17 protein-coding genes and 1 tRNA gene are annotated in these 18,917 nt (G+C 57.7%); 17 read left to right on the top strand and 1 reads right to left on the bottom strand.

Annotated elements, in window-relative coordinates:
* Nucleotides 1-2 precede the first annotated feature (2 nt).
* Entirely contained in the window at nt 3-344 is a 342-nt protein-coding gene (locus EL361_RS17365; protein WP_126376136.1) for a thioredoxin family protein, read from the top strand.
* The gene (locus EL361_RS02230; protein ID WP_172961590.1) at nt 334-2,703 is read left to right on the top strand and encodes a putative bifunctional diguanylate cyclase/phosphodiesterase; all 2,370 of its coding nucleotides are present in this window, start codon (nt 334-336) and stop codon (nt 2,701-2,703) included. Before EL361_RS17365 ends, EL361_RS02230 begins: the two co-directional genes overlap by 11 nt.
* 102 nt (nt 2,704-2,805) lie before the next feature.
* On the opposite strand, the gene EL361_RS02225 is transcribed toward EL361_RS02230, so the two are convergent.
* A tRNA-Val gene (locus tag EL361_RS02225) sits at nt 2,806-2,882 on the bottom strand.
* A gap of 259 nt (nt 2,883-3,141) precedes the next feature.
* Here EL361_RS02225 and rfbB point away from each other — a divergent pair.
* From rfbB to pyrF, 15 genes are all read left to right on the top strand, one after another.
* Nucleotides 3,142-4,164 carry a dTDP-glucose 4,6-dehydratase gene (rfbB, locus tag EL361_RS02220; protein ID WP_126376132.1) on the top strand — a complete coding sequence of 341 codons (1,023 nt, stop codon included), beginning with the start codon at nt 3,142-3,144 and terminating at the stop codon, nt 4,162-4,164.
* On the top strand, nt 4,161-5,030 hold the full coding sequence (rfbD, locus tag EL361_RS02215; protein WP_126376130.1) for a dTDP-4-dehydrorhamnose reductase: 870 nt from the start codon (nt 4,161-4,163) through the stop codon (nt 5,028-5,030). Before rfbB ends, rfbD begins: the two co-directional genes overlap by 4 nt.
* A 103-nt stretch (nt 5,031-5,133) precedes the next feature.
* The gene (gene hrcA, locus EL361_RS02210; RefSeq protein WP_126376128.1) at nt 5,134-6,168 is read left to right on the top strand and encodes a heat-inducible transcriptional repressor HrcA; all 1,035 of its coding nucleotides are present in this window, start codon (nt 5,134-5,136) and stop codon (nt 6,166-6,168) included.
* 20 nt (nt 6,169-6,188) lie between these two features.
* Nucleotides 6,189-6,773, top strand: a complete 585-nt coding sequence (locus EL361_RS02205; RefSeq protein ID WP_126376126.1) for a nucleotide exchange factor GrpE — start codon at nt 6,189-6,191, stop codon at nt 6,771-6,773.
* Nucleotides 6,774-6,916: 143 nt separating this feature from the next.
* On the top strand, nt 6,917-7,654 hold the full coding sequence (locus EL361_RS02200; protein WP_126376124.1) for a substrate-binding periplasmic protein: 738 nt from the start codon (nt 6,917-6,919) through the stop codon (nt 7,652-7,654).
* A 246-nt stretch (nt 7,655-7,900) separates the two neighbouring features.
* On the top strand, nt 7,901-9,817 hold the full coding sequence (dnaK, locus tag EL361_RS02195) for a molecular chaperone DnaK (RefSeq protein WP_126376122.1): 1,917 nt from the start codon (nt 7,901-7,903) through the stop codon (nt 9,815-9,817).
* A gap of 143 nt (nt 9,818-9,960) precedes the next feature.
* Entirely contained in the window at nt 9,961-12,084 is a 2,124-nt protein-coding gene (locus EL361_RS02190; RefSeq protein WP_172961589.1) for a penicillin-binding protein activator, read from the top strand.
* 11 nt (nt 12,085-12,095) lie between these two features.
* Nucleotides 12,096-12,380, top strand: a complete 285-nt coding sequence (gene gatC / locus EL361_RS02185; RefSeq protein WP_126376118.1) for an Asp-tRNA(Asn)/Glu-tRNA(Gln) amidotransferase subunit GatC — start codon at nt 12,096-12,098, stop codon at nt 12,378-12,380.
* Nucleotides 12,381-12,410: 30 nt separating this feature from the next.
* Nucleotides 12,411-13,877, top strand: coding sequence for an Asp-tRNA(Asn)/Glu-tRNA(Gln) amidotransferase subunit GatA (gatA, locus tag EL361_RS02180; RefSeq protein WP_126376116.1), 1,467 nt, complete (start codon nt 12,411-12,413; stop codon nt 13,875-13,877).
* A gap of 72 nt (nt 13,878-13,949) precedes the next feature.
* Entirely contained in the window at nt 13,950-14,981 is a 1,032-nt protein-coding gene (gene mnmA / locus EL361_RS02175) for a tRNA 2-thiouridine(34) synthase MnmA (protein ID WP_126376115.1), read from the top strand.
* Between the two features lie 2 nt (nt 14,982-14,983).
* The gene (locus EL361_RS02170) at nt 14,984-16,348 is read left to right on the top strand and encodes a MiaB/RimO family radical SAM methylthiotransferase (protein ID WP_126376113.1); all 1,365 of its coding nucleotides are present in this window, start codon (nt 14,984-14,986) and stop codon (nt 16,346-16,348) included.
* A gap of 78 nt (nt 16,349-16,426) precedes the next feature.
* Entirely contained in the window at nt 16,427-17,308 is an 882-nt protein-coding gene (locus tag EL361_RS02165; RefSeq protein WP_126376111.1) for a YicC/YloC family endoribonuclease, read from the top strand.
* A 26-nt stretch (nt 17,309-17,334) separates the two neighbouring features.
* Complete coding sequence (locus EL361_RS02160; protein ID WP_126376109.1) at nt 17,335-17,592, top strand: DUF370 domain-containing protein; 258 nt, start codon at nt 17,335-17,337, stop codon at nt 17,590-17,592.
* Nucleotides 17,582-18,211 carry a guanylate kinase gene (gene gmk / locus EL361_RS02155; protein WP_126376107.1) on the top strand — a complete coding sequence of 210 codons (630 nt, stop codon included), beginning with the start codon at nt 17,582-17,584 and terminating at the stop codon, nt 18,209-18,211. The genes EL361_RS02160 and gmk overlap by 11 nt, the downstream gene beginning before the upstream one ends.
* 1 nt (nt 18,212) lies before the next feature.
* On the top strand, nt 18,213-18,914 hold the full coding sequence (gene pyrF, locus EL361_RS02150; protein ID WP_126376105.1) for an orotidine-5'-phosphate decarboxylase: 702 nt from the start codon (nt 18,213-18,215) through the stop codon (nt 18,912-18,914).
* The last annotated feature ends 3 nt before the right edge of the window (nt 18,915-18,917 follow it).

Here is an 18,917-nt window from a genome sequence, read left to right as displayed (position 1 = left end):
CCATGGATGAATTGCTTCGTTTCATTGATGGAGAATGCGTCATCCCCCAGTTATACCCGGAGGCGGCATCAAGGATTTTCCCTACGCTGATCACTGCGGATTGGTGCCCGCTCTCCAAAGCTGCCGGTGCTTTCTGGAAAGAAGCAGCGCATATGGCGGGGTGCAGACTGCGCATATTACAGATTGATAGTGACGAGGGTCGCAGAGTTGCCACAGAAGAAAATATTGCGGGGGTGCCTTGCTTGGTGCTGTCCACCTCGCTTCATGTTTACGGACTGAGCCTGAGTCGGTCAGATGCCGCGGCGCTCCTTCGCCGTGAAGCGGAGATTGCGCATGCCAACTGACACGTCATACCTGGCATCGGTCCTTTCAAGACTGGGGTATTGCAGCGACACCTTCGCCAGCCTGCCCCTGATGAGCCTGGACGATCTATTTGAAACCTCCTGCGACATCGTGGGAAGCGTTCTTGATTGTGACCTGGTGCTGATGCATTTCGATGACAAGGAATGCCTTTCCAAGACCTACGTTAAACGGTTCGACCCCGCTCCCCTAGCCGATCCATCAGTCGACGGCGATATAGCGGAACACCTCTCGAACCGATTACGTGCCCACTCCCGGGTGGACCTGGACGTCGAGTCCATTGTCCAAGCGGTCGCCGCCGTTCCCACTACCCACACCGACGGCGGCCGCATCCGGGGGGCACCGCTCAATGTCTGCAGTGACGACGGGCGCAGACATACCGGATTCATACTGGCCTCGCCACGGACACTGAAGATCGACGAAGCCACATTCGATATGTTGCTGGAAATCATGTCCGGCCTTGTTGCCGGGGCAGTCTCCAAATGCCTGACCACGGTGGGACTGCTACGTGCCAACAGGCAATTGGCATCCGAAATAACCGAACGCACCAAGGCAGAACAGGCCGCGCAGGAATCCGAGGATCTCAGGCACATTGTGGCGGAGCACAATCTGGACTGGGTGTATTGGAAAGATCATCTGGGCAAGGTGCTCTATGTCAATCCGGCATGTGAAACCATCTCGGGCATGACTCCTCAACAATTTCTCAATGCCCCGGAAGCTTTCGAGATGTGTATCCACTGCGACGATATCACCAATTGGAGACAATACAACAAGCATACGCCCACAGGTTGCCATGCGGTGGACTTCAGAATCTTTCGACCCGACGGGCACATGCGGTGGGTCTGCCAGACCAACTGCACCATACGTGACAAGGATGGGCAGGACCTGGGGATTCGTTGCAGTCTGCAAGACATCACCGACCGCAAAATACGCGAAATGCGCCACGAAGCCGAATCCCTGCACGATCCCCTGACCGGGTTAGCCAACCGAACCCTGTGCTTGAATCGCATTGCCCACTCGATCCAGCGCGCAAAACGCAATGAAAATTACCACTACGCAGTCATTTTCATCGATCTGGACAGGTTCAAAGTCATTAACGACTGTCTGGGCCATGCCACTGGCGACATTGTACTCAGCGAAGTTGCCCAACGCCTGCTTCGCTGCATCCGGGGTGTGGATACTGCCGCTCGAATCGGTGGCGACGAATTCATGTTGCTGCTGGAAGACCTGGAATCCCCACGTCAGGCCATACAAATCGTCAAGCGTGTACGCGACATCATGCGCGAACCTTTCAGGCTTTCCACTCGCGAAGTCACGGTCACAGCCAGCCTGGGCATCGTGCTCAGCCCCTGCACCTGCGAACACCCCGAAGACCTGATGCGCAATTCAAACATCGCCATGCACCATGCAAAAAACAAGGGCCGCAACAGATTCAAGGTCTTTACGCCCAAGATGTTCGAACGGACCATACGCCGCATGTCCCTGGAAAACGATATGCGTCGTGCGATCTTCAGGGAAGAATACTTCCTGGAATTTCAGCCAATTGTAACCCTGCACGACTCACGACTTACGGGTTTTGAGGCTCTGGTTCGCTGGAAGCATCCGGACAGAGGGTTGGTGGGGCCAGCAGAGTTCATCCCCATGGCCGAAGAAAGTGGACTGATCATCGATCTGGGACACTGGGTATTGGAAGAGGCTTGCCGCACCATGGTGGCCTGGCAAAAGACTCATCCTGCAGCCCGAAATCTCACCATGTCAGTTAACATTTCAGGCAAACAGTTCTCGCAATCAGACCTGGTGGACTGCATCAAAGGCGTCCTGAAAAAGACGGGAATGCCAGCCCGAAATCTGAAGCTGGAAATCACCGAGACGATGATCATGCAGGATGCGAAAAGCTCCATTGAAAAGCTCAACCGCCTGCGCAAGCTGGGCATCACCTTCAGTATTGATGACTTCGGCACAGGATATTCATCCATGAGCTACCTGCAGCAATTCCCCATTGAAAGCCTGAAGATCGATTTCAGCTTCATCCGCAACATGAAAACATCCCAGGAAAATGTTGAGATTGTAAAGATCATCATCCAATTAGCGCATAGCTTGGGATTGGATGTTGTGGCTGAGGGTGTTGAAAGCGAATGGCATCAGGCCACCCTGGCAAAACTGCGTTGTGAATTCGGCCAGGGGTTCTACTTCGCCCAGCCCTTGTCCGCGTATCGGGCTGAACAGGCCATTTGCGCCCCACAACAAGCACTGGCAGCACACAGCATTGCCCAACCACCTCTCCTGCCGGTTCCCGCAGCGCGTTGTGACCTCCGCGGACCGCAATCCCCGAAACAGGTCTAACCACATCCATGGAGAAGCCGCGGACAGGCGAAAACACATTGCTCAGCATCATGAAACCACAACGAAAAAAGCCGGCCCTTTCGGACCGGCTTTTGAATTCAGTGGTGGGCGATACGGGATTTGAACCTGTGACTTCCACCGTGTGAAGATGGCACTCTAACCAACTGAGTTAATCGCCCACTAATAATGTGACTTAGCACATCTTCCCGCCCGGATGCAACGCCCTAAAGGAAGGCCTTGCGGCATCGCTTCCGTGTTGCGGGAGGAGTTAAATAGCCAGCTTCCGGGCGGGAATCAAGCCTTTTCTTCAATTCGCCTGACTTTTTTCATCATCTGTCCCGGGCTTTGACTCGGGCCAAATATGCGCTAACGTGGCAAGACGCGGCGGGCACGTCAAAAGGCCCAAAATCCAACCGCTACAGACTGAAAGGACTCACCATGAAACTGCTCGTTACGGGCGGGTGCGGATTCATCGGCACCAATTTCATCTATCATATGCTTGCCAAGCATCAGGACCTGTCCATCGTCAACCTGGACAAGCTGACCTACGCGGGCAACCGGGCCAACCTCGCGCCCCTGGAAGAGAAGAACGACGGCCGATACAGCTTCGTCCGCGCCGATATCGCCGACGCCGACGCCATGGCGAGCATCCTGAAGGAGCATTCCATCGAGGCTGTGGTCAACTTCGCAGCCGAGTCCCATGTGGACCGCTCCATCTCGGACCCTGCACCATTCATCACGACCAACGTCAATGGCGCACAGACCCTGCTTCACGCAGCCATGAAAGCCGACATCCAACGCTATGTGCACGTCTCCACGGATGAGGTCTACGGATCACTCTCCATGGAAGACCCGGCGTTTACGGAAAACAATCCTCTGGCCCCCAATAGCCCCTACTCGGCATCCAAGGCCTCTGCGGACCTTATCGTTCGTTCCTATTTCAAGACTTTTGGTTACCCGGCAGTCATCACCCGCTGTTCCAACAATTACGGCCCGTGGCAATTCCCGGAAAAACTGATCCCGCTGATGTTCAAGCTCGCCAGCGCGGACAAGCCTCTGCCCGTATACGGCGACGGCATGAACGTCCGGGACTGGATCTTCGTGACCGATCATTGTCTGGGCGTGGAACTGGCACTGCTCAAAGGCCGCCCCGGCGCGGTATACAACTTCGGTGGCAATGCGGAAAAAACCAATATGGATGTGGTACAAGCTATCCTGCGGACCTTGGGCAAACCCGAAGACCTGGTGACCTTTGTCACCGACCGCCCGGGACACGACAGGCGCTACGCCATGGATTACGATCTTGCAGCCCGTGAGCTGGGCTTTGCCCCGCAATATGATTTTGAAACCGGGCTGACCGAAACCCTGGCCTGGTATCAACATCACCACGACTGGATCGCCAGCATTGAAAGCGGTGAATACCGCAAGTTCATGGACAATTGGTACGGAGATCGAAAATGAGTGGTACCAAGGCCCTGATTCTGGGTGGCGAGACAGGCCTGTTGGGCATGTCTCTGGCGGCGACGTTTGAAGACGCGGGATGGGAAGTGATCACCACCCCACGCCCCAGTGATGACGCCTGGAATCCTGCTGCATTGGGCGAATTGCTCGATCGTCATGCTCCGGATGTCGTCTTCAACACCTGGGCCTACACCCAGGTGGATCTGGCCGAGGACGAATCCGACCAGGCGCGGCGTGTCAATGCCGTACTACCCGAAATACTCGGGCGTCTGGCCAGTGATCGCTCATTCAAGCTGGTGCACTATTCCACGGATTTCGTTTTCGGTGGCAAAGCCGAGACCCCACGCAAGGAAGAAGAAAAACCCACACCCGAATGCGTCTATGGTCGCACCAAGTTTGAAGGCGAACGTGCGTTGCTAGCTCTGGATCTGCCCGATCTGCTCATTATCCGCACAGCCTGGCTCTTCGGTCCGGGCAAAAAGAATTTCGTACGCACTATGCTCGATCTCTGTCGCCGCAACAACTGTGTCAGCGTGGTTCACGATCAGGTTGGGTCCCCCACCTACACTCCGGACCTTGCCAAATACAGCCTGGACCTTATCCGTGCCGACGCCAAGGGCCTGTATCACGTGGCCAATGCTGGCCGCGCCAGTTGGTGCGAACTAGCCAGCGAGGCCCTCCGCTCGGCAGGTGTCTCCTGTGAAGTCACGGCCATTGCTTCCTCGGAATATCCCCAAAAGGCCAAGCGTCCGGGATTTTCCGTCCTGGATACCGAAAAATTCACGGAAACCACTGGTGTCACGCCACGTTCCTGGGTCCAAGCCGTTCGTGACTACGTCTACCGCGAGACCACTCAGGAAGACTAAGACCTCGCCATCCGGGCACGTTCGACGCCAACGGGTCATTGACACCCTCATTCCCCGTGATTACTCACCAAAGCTAGGCCGGAAACTCCCGGACGGGGACACCATGCAGCTGACATCCAGAGAAAAGAAAGTACTCACGACCATCATCGAGCAGTACATCCTCAATGCCCATCCTGTGGGCTCACGCATTGTTGCGCGCGAAAGCGCCTTGGCTCTGTCCCCGGCCAGCATGCGCAATACCATGGCCGACCTGACAGACAAGGGATACCTGGAACAGCCGCACACCTCAGCGGGACGAGTGCCCACACCACGGGCCTTCCGCCATTATCTGGCCACCGTACTTGCCCCCGGCGATCTTTCCGATGAAGCCCGCCAGACCATCCGCAAAAGCCTGGATGAAACGGGAATGGAACTGCCGGACATGCTGCGCCAGGCCTCCCAGGCCTTGTCATCCTGTGCCAAGCAGGTGGCCATGACCCTGGCCCCCAGCGGGCACGACGTGCGCTGGCGAAGCATTGATTTCGTCTCCGTCCGCACGGGACTGATCATGGCCGTGCTGGTCCTGGACGGCGGTGTGGTTCAAAACCGCATGCTGCCTGTAGCTGAAGATTTCTCCCGCGACGATCTGATCCGGTTTGGCAACTATCTGAACCACCATTTTGTAGGCCAGACCCTGTCCGGTGCACGGGCCCAGATCCTGCGCGAGCTGGATGGCGCAGGCAAACGTCTGGATCGTCTCTATCGCCATGCCTTGACCCTGGCCAGTGCCACCATGGATAGCGGTGACGAACGTGACTTATTCGTGGGAGGGGCCGGACACCTTCTGGATCACCCCGAATTCACGGAAGCCGGAACCGTACGCGAACTTCTTGACCTGTTTGATGAACGCTCCCGACTCCTGGAGCTGCTGGACCGAACCATCGAAGCCGGTGAAATGAAAATCACCTTTTCAAATGAAACTGGCGGGGTACATTCCCCCAGCGAATACAGTGTGATTTCGTCGCCCTATGGCGGAGATGGTGGCCCACGCGGAGTGGTGGGTGTCATCGGTCCTCTGCGCATGGATTACGCCAAAGTCGTCCCGGCGGTTGACTTCACCGCCCAAGTCCTGACAGAACTCATCCGCAACCGATACTGATATTCTTCACGGAGAAATACATGACTGATGAAAAGAATAAAGCCGCCGCCAAGGCTGCTGAGGCCGTGGAAGCTGAGGCTGAAACCGTGTCCGCCGACGCCCCCACCGAAATTGAACTCACCGAAGACGAGCTTCAGGCTCTGTGCCGCGACCGTATCTGTCCACAGTGCCCGGTAGGAGCAGAAGCCGAAGACGTACGCCTGCGTTCCCTGGCCGAACTGGATAACGCTCGCAAGCGCATGGAAAAGGAAAAGAACGACTTCCGCAAATACGCTACCGAGAAAGTCTTGGCAGATCTGCTGCCCGTGGTCGACAATCTCGATCTGGCACTGATGCACACCCCCGAGGCAGAAGCCTGCAAGAACTTCGTCATGGGTGTGGACATGACCCGCAAGGCATTTCTGGACATGCTCGCCAACAATGGTTTGGTGCCCGTGGGTGAAGTAGGAGAGGAATTCACCCCCGAACGCCACGAGGCCATGGGCCAAGACGAACGGGACGACATTGATGAAGGGCTGGTGACCCAAGTCGTGCAGCGCGGATACCTGCTCAACGGCAGGCTCCTGCGTCCGGCAAAGACCATGGTTTCCAAAAAGCCGGAGTAACCGGACAGACACATTGATTTCCTGGCGCGCCTCTGGCGCGCCTTTTTTTTGCCATACTCCCTGGTCCTTTAGATAACCCATTTACATAACTCGCCATAACGAGCTATGGTTTCGTGTCGCTCATTTCTACCAGGAATAATCATATGCGGTTACTTCTCAGTATTCTGCTTGCCCTGGTTCTATTTGGCACCTGTTCCCAGGCTGCGGATGTTACCGTTGTCACTGAACAATGGCCCCCGTTCAATTATTCAAATGACAAAGGCGAGCTCACCGGCCTGTCCACGGACATCTTGCGTCTGGCTCTCAGCCAATCAGGACTTGAGCCTGATTTCCAGATTCTGCCTTGGGCTCGAGCATACGATATGGCTCAAAACGACTCTGGAGTCTTCATCTTCTCCATTCTCAGATCCCCTGCCAGGGAACCACATTTCCAATGGGTTGGACCGCTCATCCCCAGCCTGTCCGTCAACCTCTACAAACTCAAACGACGCACGAACATCAACATCTCTTCCCTTGAGGAAGCCAAGCAGTACACCATTGCCGTCATGAAAAACGGCTCGACCCAGTTGTTCCTTCAGGGCCAGGGATTCCTTGCTGGTGAGAATCTGGAGGTTGCCGCCTCCAACGATTTGGGCATCAAAAAACTCTTCTGGGAGCGTGTGGACCTCATCTCAGGCAATGCCCCGGCCATGGCACAACTGGCCCGCGCCAATGGATTCAACTTCTCTGAACTGGAAGAAGTCCTTCCGCTCTATGACTGCGGCCTCTATGCGGCGACCAGCCTGCAGACTCCACAGTCCCTGATAAACAGGATGCAGACGGGACTCGATTCCATCCCACCCGAACACATTGAAACCCTTATCCAATCCTATTTGCAATAGCTCGCAAACGCCGCTTACCATCGCTTCGCCAGCCTATTGGCTTCCCCATGCCCGGGACTGTTTCAGAATCGTCGCCAGGCCTTGTTTGAAATGAATAATGGAAAGTTGTGAAGATTTTTTCACTGGCCCCCTTTACAGCCGTTCTTTCAGTCTTAATTCTGTCCTAACGCATACTTCACGCGGCTTCTGGCCGCGCTTTCCGTTAAGAATCAGACAATTTCAGCATCACATTTGGAGGAAATAGTTATGGGCAAGATCATCGGTATTGACCTCGGGACCACAAACTCTTGTGTCTACGTCATGGAAGGCAAAGAGCCCAAATGCGTAACCAACCCCGAAGGCGGTCGTACCACCCCGTCCATCGTGGCTTTTACAGATAAAGAACGTCTTGTAGGCGAAATGGCCAAGCGCCAGGCCGTCACCAACCCCGACAAGACCGTCTTCGCCATCAAGCGCCTCATGGGGCGCCAGTTCGCTGAGACCGACATTTCCAAATGGAGCAAGAGCTGTCCTTACAGCATCGTGGCCAATTCCAATAAGGATGCAGCCGTCGAAGTGGATGGCAAGAAGTACAGCCCTGCTGAAGTCTCGGCCATGATCCTTCAGAAGCTGAAGTCCGACGCCGAAGCCTACCTGGGCGAGAAGGTCACTGAAGCTGTCATCACCGTGCCCGCATACTTCAACGACTCCCAGCGCCAGGCCACCAAGGACGCCGGTCGCGTCGCTGGCCTGGATGTGAAGCGTATCATCAACGAGCCCACTGCCGCTTCCCTGGCCTATGGTTTCGACAAGAAAGCCAACGAAAAAATCGCCGTATTCGACCTGGGCGGCGGTACCTTTGATATTTCGATTCTGGAAGTCGGCGACAATGTCGTTGAAGTGCGTGCCACCAACGGCGACACCTTCCTGGGCGGCGAAGATTTCGACCACCGTGTCATTGACTACCTCGTCGAGGAATTCAAGCGCGAAAACGGCATCGACCTTGCCGCCGACCGCATGGCCCTGCAGCGCCTCAAAGAGGCCGGCGAAAAGGCCAAGCAAGAGCTCTCCTCCTCTCTGGAGACCGAGATCAACCTGCCGTTCATCACCGCTGACCAGACCGGTCCCAAGCACCTGCTGGTCAAACTGACTCGCGCCAAGCTGGAGAAGCTGGTGGAAGAGCTGGTGCAGCGCACTGTGGCTCCCTGCAAGAAGGCTCTGGCCGACGCCGGCCTGTCTGCTTCGGACATCGACGAGGTCATCCTCGTTGGCGGCATGACCCGTATGCCCTTGGTTCAGCAGAAGGTACAGGAACTGTTTGGCAAGGAGCCCAACCGCAGCGTGAACCCTGACGAAGTCGTCGCCATGGGCGCGGCCATTCAGGGCGGCATCCTGGCAGGAGACGTCACGGACGTGCTGCTGCTGGACGTCACCCCCCTGTCCCTGGGCATCGAGACCATGGGCAGCGTGTTCACCAAGCTCATCGAGCGCAACACCACCATCCCTACCAAGAAGAGCCAGGTGTTCACCACTGCTGCTGACAACCAGCCCAGCGTGTCCATCCACGTTCTTCAGGGTGAACGCCCCATGGCTTCTGACAATATGACCCTCGGTCGCTTTGAACTGACCGGACTGCCTCCGGCGCCCCGTGGCATCCCGCAGGTTGAAGTCACCTTTGACATCGATGCCAACGGCATCGTCAATGTCTCTGCCAAGGACATGGGAACCGGCAAAGAACAGTCCATCCAGATCACTGCATCCTCAGGCCTTGCCGAGGAAGAGATCGAGCGTCTGGTCAAGGAAGCCGAATCCCACGCCGAGGAAGACAAGGCCAAGCAGAAGCTCATCGAGGTCCGCAACCAGGCCGATACGCTGCTCTACACCAGCGAAAAGTCTCTGCGTGATCTGGGCGACAAGGTCGACCCCGAACTGAAGGCCAACATCGAAGCCAAGTCCGAGCTCCTGAAAACGGCCATGGAAGGCGACGATGTAGAAGCTATCGAGGCCGCAACCCAGGAAATGTCCCAGGCTTCGCACAAGCTTGCCGAGCAGCTGTATCAGCAGCAGAATGAGCAGGCTGGTGCCGACGGTGCTGGTGCTGCTGGCGCGGCTGGCGCAGCCGGTGCTGCCGGTGCCGCAGACGCTGATGACGATGTCGTGGACGCCGATTACAAGGAAGTCTAAACCCATGCTGGCCGGGCCTGGGCGCGGAGCACTCCGTGCACTTGCCTTCCCGGCTGAACATGGATAGTTTTGCCTGTCCGCGCATTGCGCGGACAGGCTTTTTTGTCCCTAACACGGCCCCGGCCCCAACCCCATGGCAGGTCATGAGACAGCACCAAAAACATACCGCCGCCATTACCACCAGAGCGCTCGCCGTTCTGCTGGTCATGGCACTGGCCTTGGTTACAGGTTGTGCCAAACGCCCTGTGCCAACCACCCCGGATGCAGCCAGCGGCAGTCCCGCTTCCAGCACGGCCACACAAGCCGATAAAGCCTGGGAAGCTGAGGACCATGCCTCCAGCGAGGTTCTGAATCGGCGCCTGCTGGACCGCGGCGGCCTGACCAAAACCCAACAGGCCATGGCCTGGGAACGCCTGGCTGTCTCAGCCGTGAACAACGGACACGGGCATGTCTCTCTGGAAGCCCTGCGCAAGCTGACCACACTGCGTCCAGGATCCTCTGACACCTGGCAGTGGAACGAGGTCTACCTGCGCGCATTGATCCTCATCGGGCACCCGGATCAGGCCAGACTGCATATGGATTCCCTGCTCAGGGATCACCAACGACCCTGGGAACTGCGCTTCCGGGCCGGACTGTCCCTGGCCCGTGACCAATGGAACGAACGTCGATACGAACAGGCCATGCAAACTCTGGAACGCCTGTATGGAGCCTCTCCGGCTCCGGCCCCGGTCTCTCAGGCCAGCCTGGAACGGGCCTTCCTTGAGGAACTCAAGATTACGGATCGGCGCACTCTGGATGATCTGGCTTCCATCATCCCGCCAGAATCTCAGTGGAACTTCCCCTATACCATCGTTCGCCTGGAGCAGGCCCGTCGCTTTGGACAAAGCACAGACACCTGGCCACAGGCCTGGCAACTGTTGAATAATCTTTCCCGGCTCGGCAACATCGCTGATCCGTCGCTGGTCGCCATGGTGGCTTCCCCCCTGCAACAGGAGCAGGGTGTGCCCGGCGGTGGAGTCGCCCTGGCCCTGCCCATGTCGGGCCCCTATGCCGAAATCGGCTGGAAGGTCCTGCGGGGCGTGGGTGCGGCACAGTGGGAAGCTCTCACTGGGGGCGCACAGCTCAACATCCGTGTGATCAACACCGAAGCCTCTGACTGGATCGAACGTATCGAGGCCCTGCCTTCCGGCTTCGCTATCATGGGCGGACCACTGCGACAGGACAAATTCGAAGCCCTGGTCAACCGTGGGCTGACCACCAAGCGCCCGTGCTTCGCCTTCCTGCCTCGCTTGAGCGGTGCAGTGGAAGGTATGGACGCTTGGCGATTCTTCTCCAGCCCTCGCGATGAAGCTCGCGCGCTGGTTTCCCTGGCCGTGGGCGAAACCGCTATCAACGAATTCGCAGTACTCTATCCACAAGAACCCTATGGCAACCGCTCATCCGAGGTCTTCATGGCCGAGGTGGAAGACTGGTTCGGCGAAGTCACTGCCATAGGAAGCTACCCTCCCGCCCAGCCCACACAGTGGTCCAAGAGCGTTGCGCCCCTGCTTGGCGTCGATTCTGCAATCCCCGAGGAAGAACGCGAACCTGTGGCGCCTCCCTTCCAGGCAATCTTCGTACCCGACGGCTGGTCACAGGCGAAAATCCTGATCCCACAGCTCTTCTTCTACAACGAAGACAGACTGCTGGTGCTGGGTCCCGCCCTGTGGGGACAGGGTTTGGCCAAAGACGAAAACGTGGAGATGAACTATTTCCGCACGGCGGTTTTTCCCGGTCCCTGGTGGGCTGACAATCCCGCCCCCGGCACATCGGCCCTACGCACTGCACTGGCAGCCGACGGCCTTGGCGCCCCCGACTTCTGGGTGGCACTGGGTTATGACTTCATGCGCTTTGCCGGGATGATGCCCCCCCTGTCCTCGAACTTCAATCCCGATAGCGTCAACTCTGCGCTGCAGATCGCTGCGGGGTTTGACTGGAGCATGGCTCCACTGGTCTGGGACGTTGCCGGGCGCGTACAGCAGGAGCTTTTCCTGTTCCGCCCCACCAGAAAGGGCATCGCCCCTCTGGATCTCGAATTGCTCAACAAGCGTCTGGAAGACACCCGTAAACGCCATGAGCAGCGAGTCATCGCCAACCAGGAAAAACGCGAGCTGGACGAACTGAAAAAACTTCAGGAAGCTCAACCCGACAACGAAGAAGTCAACCAGCGCCTGCAACTGCTGCTGGACACCATCGAGCAACGCAAGGCCGAAGAAAACGAACAATAGGCGAGATCATCATGAGCATTACACGCGACGATGTTACCAAGATTGCAAAGCTTGCCCGGCTGGACCTCCCCGAGGAAAAGCTGGACACCTTCGCTGCACAGATGGGCGACATCCTGGCCTATATGGATGAATTATCCCAGGTCGATACCGATGGAGTTGAACCGCTGTACACCCCGGTGGAGCATGTCACCCGCATGCGTACCGACGAGGTCCGCAAGGACTTCGAGCGTGAGGATATCCTGGGCAATGCCCCCCAAAGCGACGGTAGCCACTTCATCGTTCCGAAAATCGTCTAGCCAGACCTTGAGCCCAAGCGAGAATACGCAATGTCAGATCTGATTTACAAATCGCTCGTCGAACTACGCGATGCCTTGGCCGCAAGCGAGGTTTCCGCTCAGGACGCCGTGTCCGCCTGCCTCGAACGCATCGAAGCGACAGAGCCCAAGCTCAATGCACTGCTTAGCGTGCAGGCCGAACAAGCACTGAAGCAGGCCAAAGAGATGGACGCCAAGGGCCCCGACAAATCAAAGCCCCTGTGGGGAGTGCCTGTGGCACTCAAAGACGTCCTGTGCACCAAAGGCATCACCACGACCTGTGGTTCGAAGATCCTCGAAAATTTCGTCCCCTTTTACGACGCCACCGCCGTGGAAGGCCTGCGCAAGGCCGGAGCCATCATCATCAGCAAGGCCAACATGGACGAATTTGCCATGGGCTCCAGCACCGAGAACTCGGCCTTCAAGACCACTGCCAACCCCTGGGACACCAGCAAGGTTCCCGGTGGCTCCAGCGGTGGGTCCGCTGCCTCCGTAACTGCCGGGCAGTGCTTTGGCACCTTGGGTACGGATACCGGCGGTTCCATCCGCCAGCCCGCTTCTTTTTGCGGTTGTGTTGGGCTTAAGCCCACATATGGTAGAGTTTCGCGTTATGGCTGCGTAGCCTATGGCTCCAGCCTGGATCAGATCGGCCCCATGGGGCGCAGTGTCCGCGATGTGGCTGCCCTGTTGCAGGCCATCGCCGGCTTTGATCCCAAAGATTCGACCTCCGTGGACGTGCCTGTGCCCGACTATGCAGCCGCCATCGAAGCCAGAACCGATTTGAAAGGCCTGCGCATCGGACTGCCCGAGGAATACTGGGGCGAAGGGCTGGACAGTGAAGTCGAAGCTGCCTGCCGCGCCGCGGTGGACAAGGCAGCGGAACTCGGGGCGGAAATCGTACCCGTGCAGCTGCCCAACACCAAATACGCCGTGGCAACGTACTATATCGTAGCCATGGCCGAAGCCAGCTCCAACCTCGCACGCTTTGACGGCGTACGATACGGTGTCCGCGACATGGATGCGGCAGAGTTGATCGACATGTACACCTCCTCGCGCAGCAAGGGCTTTGGTGACGAGGTCCAGCGCCGCATCATGCTCGGCACATATGTACTCTCGGCGGGCTATTACGACGCATACTACCGCAAAGCAGCCCAAGTCCGACGCCTGATGCGCCAGGACTTTCTGGACGCCTTTGAGCAATGCGACGTCATCGCCGGTCCGGCCTCGCCGGTCACGGCTTGGGGAATCGGCGAAATCAGCGACGATCCGCTCAAGATGTACCTGATGGATATTTTCACTATCAGCCTGAACCTGGCTGGGCTGCCCGGCATGAGCCTACCCGTGGGACTGGGCGCTGACAGCAGCATGCCAGTTGGCTTGCAACTGCTTGGCCCCCAATTCAGCGAAGCAGAGCTGCTGTCGACCGCAGGTGTTCTGGAAGCGGCCCTGCCGCCGCTGCCGGAACCTGCAGGGATATAACACCACAAGATTGTACCCAGCCCCGCTTCGGCGGGGCTTCCTTTTCCGCCATCATTGGGGCATGGAGACTAGATGCGTATCGGAGTAGCGGTCAGCGGAGGCATGGACAGCCTGTTTACGGCGGTCCTGCTTGCAGAGGCAGGACATGAAGTCCTGGCCCTACATGCTTTCTTTCTGCCGCCCACGGATGATTCCCGGGCCAAATCCGAGGAACTGGGCAAAGCTGTCAATGCCTTGGGCTGCGATTATGCCGCCGTTGATCTCTCACGCGAATTCGACGAGCAAGTCATCGCCCCCTTTGAGCAAGCCTATATTCAGGGCTTGACGCCCAATCCCTGTGCCGTCTGCAACCGCACCATGAAATTCGGCCTGCTGGCCGATGAAGCCCTGCGCCAGGGAGCCGAACGCATCGCGACCGGGCACTATGCCCGCGTCAAGGGTGAGGGCGAGTCCACCCGACTGGTGCGTGGCCTCGACCCTATCAAGGACCAAAGCTATTTCCTCTCGCTGGTCCCTCGAAAGCTGCTCTCCAAGGCAGTGTTCCCGTTGGGCGAATGGACCAAGGAGCAGGTCAAGGCCGAGCTCAAACTCCGCGAGATGACTCCACCGCTGCCCTCCGAGAGCCAGGAAATTTGCTTTGTGCCAGACGACGATTACTGCGCCTTTCTCAGCACACGGCAGACTGAACTACCCGGGCCCGGAGCAATTATCCTGAGCGATGGCACCGAGCTGGGTAGGCATCAGGGATTATGGCGTTATACTCTGGGGCAACGCCGGGGAATCGGGGTGGCATGGTCCGAACCGTTGTACGTTACCGGCAAGAACTTGGAGACCAACGCGCTCATCGTCGGCCCCCGGGAAAGCACCCTGATCCAGCACTGCGATGCTCGCGACGTCAATCTGCTGGTCCCACAGGATCAATGGCCTCAGGATATTCTGGCTCAGCTCCGCTATCGCCAGCAGGCGCAGCCCGTTCGCGCAAATTTGAAAAACCATGGCATGCGCCTGGACTTCACCAACCCTCAATCCCTGCCAGCACCCGGGCAGGTGGCCGCGTGTTACTCCCCGGATGGGATAGTACTCGCGGGCGGTGTAATCATCTGACTATGAACCAGACCACACGTTTTCACATCTATACTCTCGGTTGCAAGATCAACCAGTACGAAAGCCAATCCATCCGAGAGGCCTGGACCACGCGCGGCTGTGTCGAGGCATCCGATCCCGCCAATGCCGACGTCATTGTCGTCAACTCCTGTGCGGTGACGGCCAAGGCCGTGGCCGACTTGCGGGCCGCTGTTCGTCGCTTTGGTCGGCAAAACCCCAATGCCGAAGTGGTCATCACCGGCTGCGCCGCCCAGGTACTGGCCGAAGAACTCTCCGAGGCCTTCCCGGACACGGCCATCATCCCGCAATCGGAAAAGGAAACCCTGCTGACGCGCCCATTGCCCATGGCATCAGTACAGCCGGACCACACCAGTCAAGCTGACGGCTCCGCCCAAATCACCAGTGCGCCAACCTCTGACCACGACTCCGGTTGTCCTTCGTTCCCGGAATTTTCCATCAAAGGCTCCAACCGTGTTCGTGCCGTGGTCAAGGTACAGGACGGCTGCACACACCGCTGCACCTACTGCATCATCCCCAGCACCCGGGGCAAAGCCGTCAGCCGAGCTCCCGAAGCCGCCGTAGCGGAAGTCCACCGACTGTTCGAGGCTGGGTGGCGCGAAGTCACCTTATCAGGCATCAACCTGCGCCAGTTCGGGCGAGACCTGACCCCGGCCATGGACTTCTGGGACCTGTTGCAGATCATGGACGCCGAATTGGCTCCGCAATGGGCCGGGCGTGCGCGGTTGCGGATCAGCTCCGTGGACCCCGGGCAACTGGGAACCAAGGCATTGGAGGTTCTCGGCGCTTCGCAACTGATCTGCCCCCAACTCCATCTGTCTCTCCAAAGCCTTGCGCCTGCAGTTCTGCGGCGCATGGGCCGTGGGCACTATGGCCCTGAAGACATCGTTGATTTCACGACGCAGCTCGGAAGCGTATGGCCCGTTTTCGGGCTAGGAGCTGACCTCTTAGTCGGTTTTCCAGGGGAAACAGATGAAGATTTTGAAATCACGCGTCAATACTGCGAAAAACTCCCTCTTTCCTACGCACACGTTTTCCCGTATTCTCGCAGACCAGGAACTCCAGCGGCCAATTACCCGGACCAGATCCCCCATGCCGTCAAAAAGCAACGGGCCAAGATTCTACGGGACATGATGGCAACCAAGAAGGCCGCATTCATGCAGCGACTGACCACACTGGACAGGCTGGATGTCGTTGTTGAAGGGGGTGACCCGGCTCACGGCATCTGCGAATACTATGCGGACTGCCGATTTACGGACGGAACCAATCCTGCCCCAGGCGGCCTGACTGCCGCCAGCCCAGTAAGCTGCGGGAAGGATTACGTGGACGTCTCGGCGCTGGTGATATAAACGCGCACAACCAAGTGCGTCAGCAACCGACACACAGATAATCAGCCTTCGCACGATGGAGGCAATGAGGATACGGATATGATCAAGAGCATGACCGGCTTTGGCCGTTTCATCCTACAGGAAAAAGACTGGGCCCAGGAATGGGAAGTCCGCAGCGTCAATGGTCGCCACCTGGATATCAAATGGCGCCTGCCCGCCAGCGTCCGCAGCCTGGAAACCCGCTTTGAGAAACTTGTACGCAAACACGCCTCCCGGGGTCGGGTCAACATCCAGTTGAATCTGCAGGTCACCCGCGCAGACATTCTGGGGATGCGCCTGAATGAGCCCGTGGCAGAGGCCATGATCCAACAGATGGAGAAATTCGCCTCGCGTATGGAATACTCCTTCAAACCCGATTTCACCCGCATGATGGGCATGTCCTTTCTCTGGGATGATGAGAATGGCGAGCCCGATCCATCTCTGGTGCAGAGTCTGGAAAAAGGCCTCATCGCCGCCCTGGAAGATTGGAATGAAGCTCGTGCTGCCGAAGGACGGGATCTGCAGCAGGATCTGGCGCGCAGGCTGATCCGCCTCCAGGAGTGGCTGGAGCAGCTCAAGGAACGCACTCCGCAGATCAAAGAAGAACGCTTCGCCACGGTGGAAGCGCGCATTCAGCAGGTGCTGGATCGTTTCTCCATCGATCTGGATCAAGACAGAATGTTGCAGGAAGTTGCCGTGCTGTCGGACAAGCTGGATGTCTCCGAGGAGATGACCCGACTCACCGCCCATCTGGAGCGCATCGACAAGGTCATGGACAACGGCGGAGACGCTGGCAAGCGTTTGGACTTCCTGCTTCAGGAATGCTTCCGCGAGATCAATACCTGTGGCAACAAAGGCCAGGATACCCAGGTTTCAAGAATCGTGGTGGACTTCAAGGGCGAACTTGAGAAGTGCCGCGAGCAAGTGCAAAATATTGAATAACTCAGCCACATTGTAAAAGGACTGTCATGAACAAATCCGGTCTTCTGAACATTGGCTTCGGCAATTTTGTGGTTTCCAACCGGGTCATCGCCATCGTCAACCCCTCGTCGTCGCCCATGCGCAGACTGCGTGAGGATGCACGACAGGGTGCCCGATTGATTGACGCCACACAGGGACGAAAAACCCGTTCGATCATCGTTTCGGATTCCAACCACGTCATTCTCTCTGCCATTCAGGCCGAGACCATTGGCCAGCGATTCAGTGATGAGGGCGATGATGAATAAACGTCGTGGCTTGATGCTCGTCATCTGTGCTCCTTCGGGGACCGGCAAGAGCACCCTGACCAACCGTTTGCGGAAAGAATTCCCCCGGCTGGCCTTTTCCATTTCGTGTACGACCCGCGCCCCGCGGGACGGTGAAGCCAACGGGGTGGACTATCACTTCCTGGACCGGGACGAATTCATCACTCGACGTGATGCGGGATACTTCGCCGAATGGGCCGAAGTGCACGGCAACTTCTACGGTACCCCGAAGCAGGCCCTGACGGAGATGCTCGAAGAGGGACGTGATGTACTCTTCGACATTGATGTCCAAGGGGCTGCACAATTGCGCCAATCCATGGGCGAAGGTTGCCATGTGTTCCTCTTCCCGCCATCGTTCCAAACTCTCAAGGATCGGCTGCTCGGGCGCGGCACCGATGCCGATGATATCGTCCGTCGCAGATTGGACAACGCCCCGGGCGAAATCAATGAGGCCGTACATTTCGACGGTTGGATCATCAATGATGACCTGGACGTGGCCTATGACCAACTACGAGCCGTGTATATCGCCGAGGGCCTGCGTCCGATTTATCGCCCAACTCTTCCCGCCGAAATCCTCGGCAATACGTCAAAGGGAGATTAAGATGGCTGAATTGGTCGTCGCCCTGGACTTTCCCGACAAGGCCCAAGCCATGGAAATGGCACGCACGCTTGCCGGAACAGTTACTTGGGTCAAGGTGGGGCTTGAGCTCTACACGGCTCAAGGTCCTTCCATCCTTGCCGAACTCAAGGACATGGGCTTCAAGGTCTTTGTGGACCTCAAATTTCTGGATATTCCCAACACCGTGCGTGGAGCGGTTCGAAGCGCCGTGAGCGCTGGCGCGGACATGGTCAACATCCATATCACCGGTGGTGAACGGATGATGATCGCCGCCCGCCAGGGTCTGGATGAGGCTGCCAGCCCCGGGAACAAACCGCTGCTGCTGGGCGTGACCGTCCTGACCAGCATGGACGAAAACGACCTCCCCCTGGCCCCCGGGCAGAGCATTGCAGACCTGGTGCTGTCACTGGCCAAGGCCGGAAGCGAAACAGGATTGGACGGTGTTGTTTGCTCAGGTCACGAAGCAACGGCTGTAAAAAAGACCTGCGGAAATAATTTTCTGTGCCTGACTCCCGGCATTCGATTGGCAGAGGCCGATGACGACCAGCGCCGAGTCATGACTCCAGCGCAAGCCGTTGCAGCCGGGGCCGATTTCCTGGTGGCAGGTCGTCCGGTCACCCTTGCGTCCGACCCAAAACAGGCCGCCCTGTCTTTTCTTGAACAAATGTGTAGTTCCACGTTATAAGTA

Origin of the sequence: Desulfovibrio ferrophilus (genome assembly GCF_003966735.1) — a bacterium.
Classification (GTDB): Bacteria; Desulfobacterota; Desulfovibrionia; order Desulfovibrionales; family Desulfovibrionaceae; genus Desulfovibrio_Q; species Desulfovibrio_Q ferrophilus.
Note: the sequence above shows the minus strand (reverse complement) of the source record. Positions and strands in the feature narration are given on the sequence as shown.

Bases quoted from the DNA above. Each gene is read 5' to 3' on its own strand.
- EL361_RS17365 (WP_126376136.1), top strand. From the start codon at position 3: ATGGATGAATTGCTTCGTTTCATTGATGGAGAATGCGTCATCCCCCAG.
- EL361_RS02230 (WP_172961590.1), top strand. From the start codon at position 334: ATGCCAACTGACACGTCATACCTGGCATCGGTCCTTTCAAGACTGGGG.
- rfbB (WP_126376132.1), top strand. From the start codon at position 3,142: ATGAAACTGCTCGTTACGGGCGGGTGCGGATTCATCGGCACCAATTTC.
- rfbD (WP_126376130.1), top strand. From the start codon at position 4,161: ATGAGTGGTACCAAGGCCCTGATTCTGGGTGGCGAGACAGGCCTGTTG.
- hrcA (WP_126376128.1), top strand. From the start codon at position 5,134: ATGCAGCTGACATCCAGAGAAAAGAAAGTACTCACGACCATCATCGAG.
- EL361_RS02205 (WP_126376126.1), top strand. From the start codon at position 6,189: ATGACTGATGAAAAGAATAAAGCCGCCGCCAAGGCTGCTGAGGCCGTG.
- EL361_RS02200 (WP_126376124.1), top strand. From the start codon at position 6,917: ATGCGGTTACTTCTCAGTATTCTGCTTGCCCTGGTTCTATTTGGCACC.
- dnaK (WP_126376122.1), top strand. From the start codon at position 7,901: ATGGGCAAGATCATCGGTATTGACCTCGGGACCACAAACTCTTGTGTC.
- EL361_RS02190 (WP_172961589.1), top strand. From the start codon at position 9,961: ATGAGACAGCACCAAAAACATACCGCCGCCATTACCACCAGAGCGCTC.
- gatC (WP_126376118.1), top strand. From the start codon at position 12,096: ATGAGCATTACACGCGACGATGTTACCAAGATTGCAAAGCTTGCCCGG.
- gatA (WP_126376116.1), top strand. From the start codon at position 12,411: ATGTCAGATCTGATTTACAAATCGCTCGTCGAACTACGCGATGCCTTG.
- mnmA (WP_126376115.1), top strand. From the start codon at position 13,950: ATGCGTATCGGAGTAGCGGTCAGCGGAGGCATGGACAGCCTGTTTACG.
- EL361_RS02170 (WP_126376113.1), top strand. From the start codon at position 14,984: ATGAACCAGACCACACGTTTTCACATCTATACTCTCGGTTGCAAGATC.
- EL361_RS02165 (WP_126376111.1), top strand. From the start codon at position 16,427: ATGATCAAGAGCATGACCGGCTTTGGCCGTTTCATCCTACAGGAAAAA.
- EL361_RS02160 (WP_126376109.1), top strand. From the start codon at position 17,335: ATGAACAAATCCGGTCTTCTGAACATTGGCTTCGGCAATTTTGTGGTT.
- gmk (WP_126376107.1), top strand. From the start codon at position 17,582: ATGATGAATAAACGTCGTGGCTTGATGCTCGTCATCTGTGCTCCTTCG.
- pyrF (WP_126376105.1), top strand. From the start codon at position 18,213: ATGGCTGAATTGGTCGTCGCCCTGGACTTTCCCGACAAGGCCCAAGCC.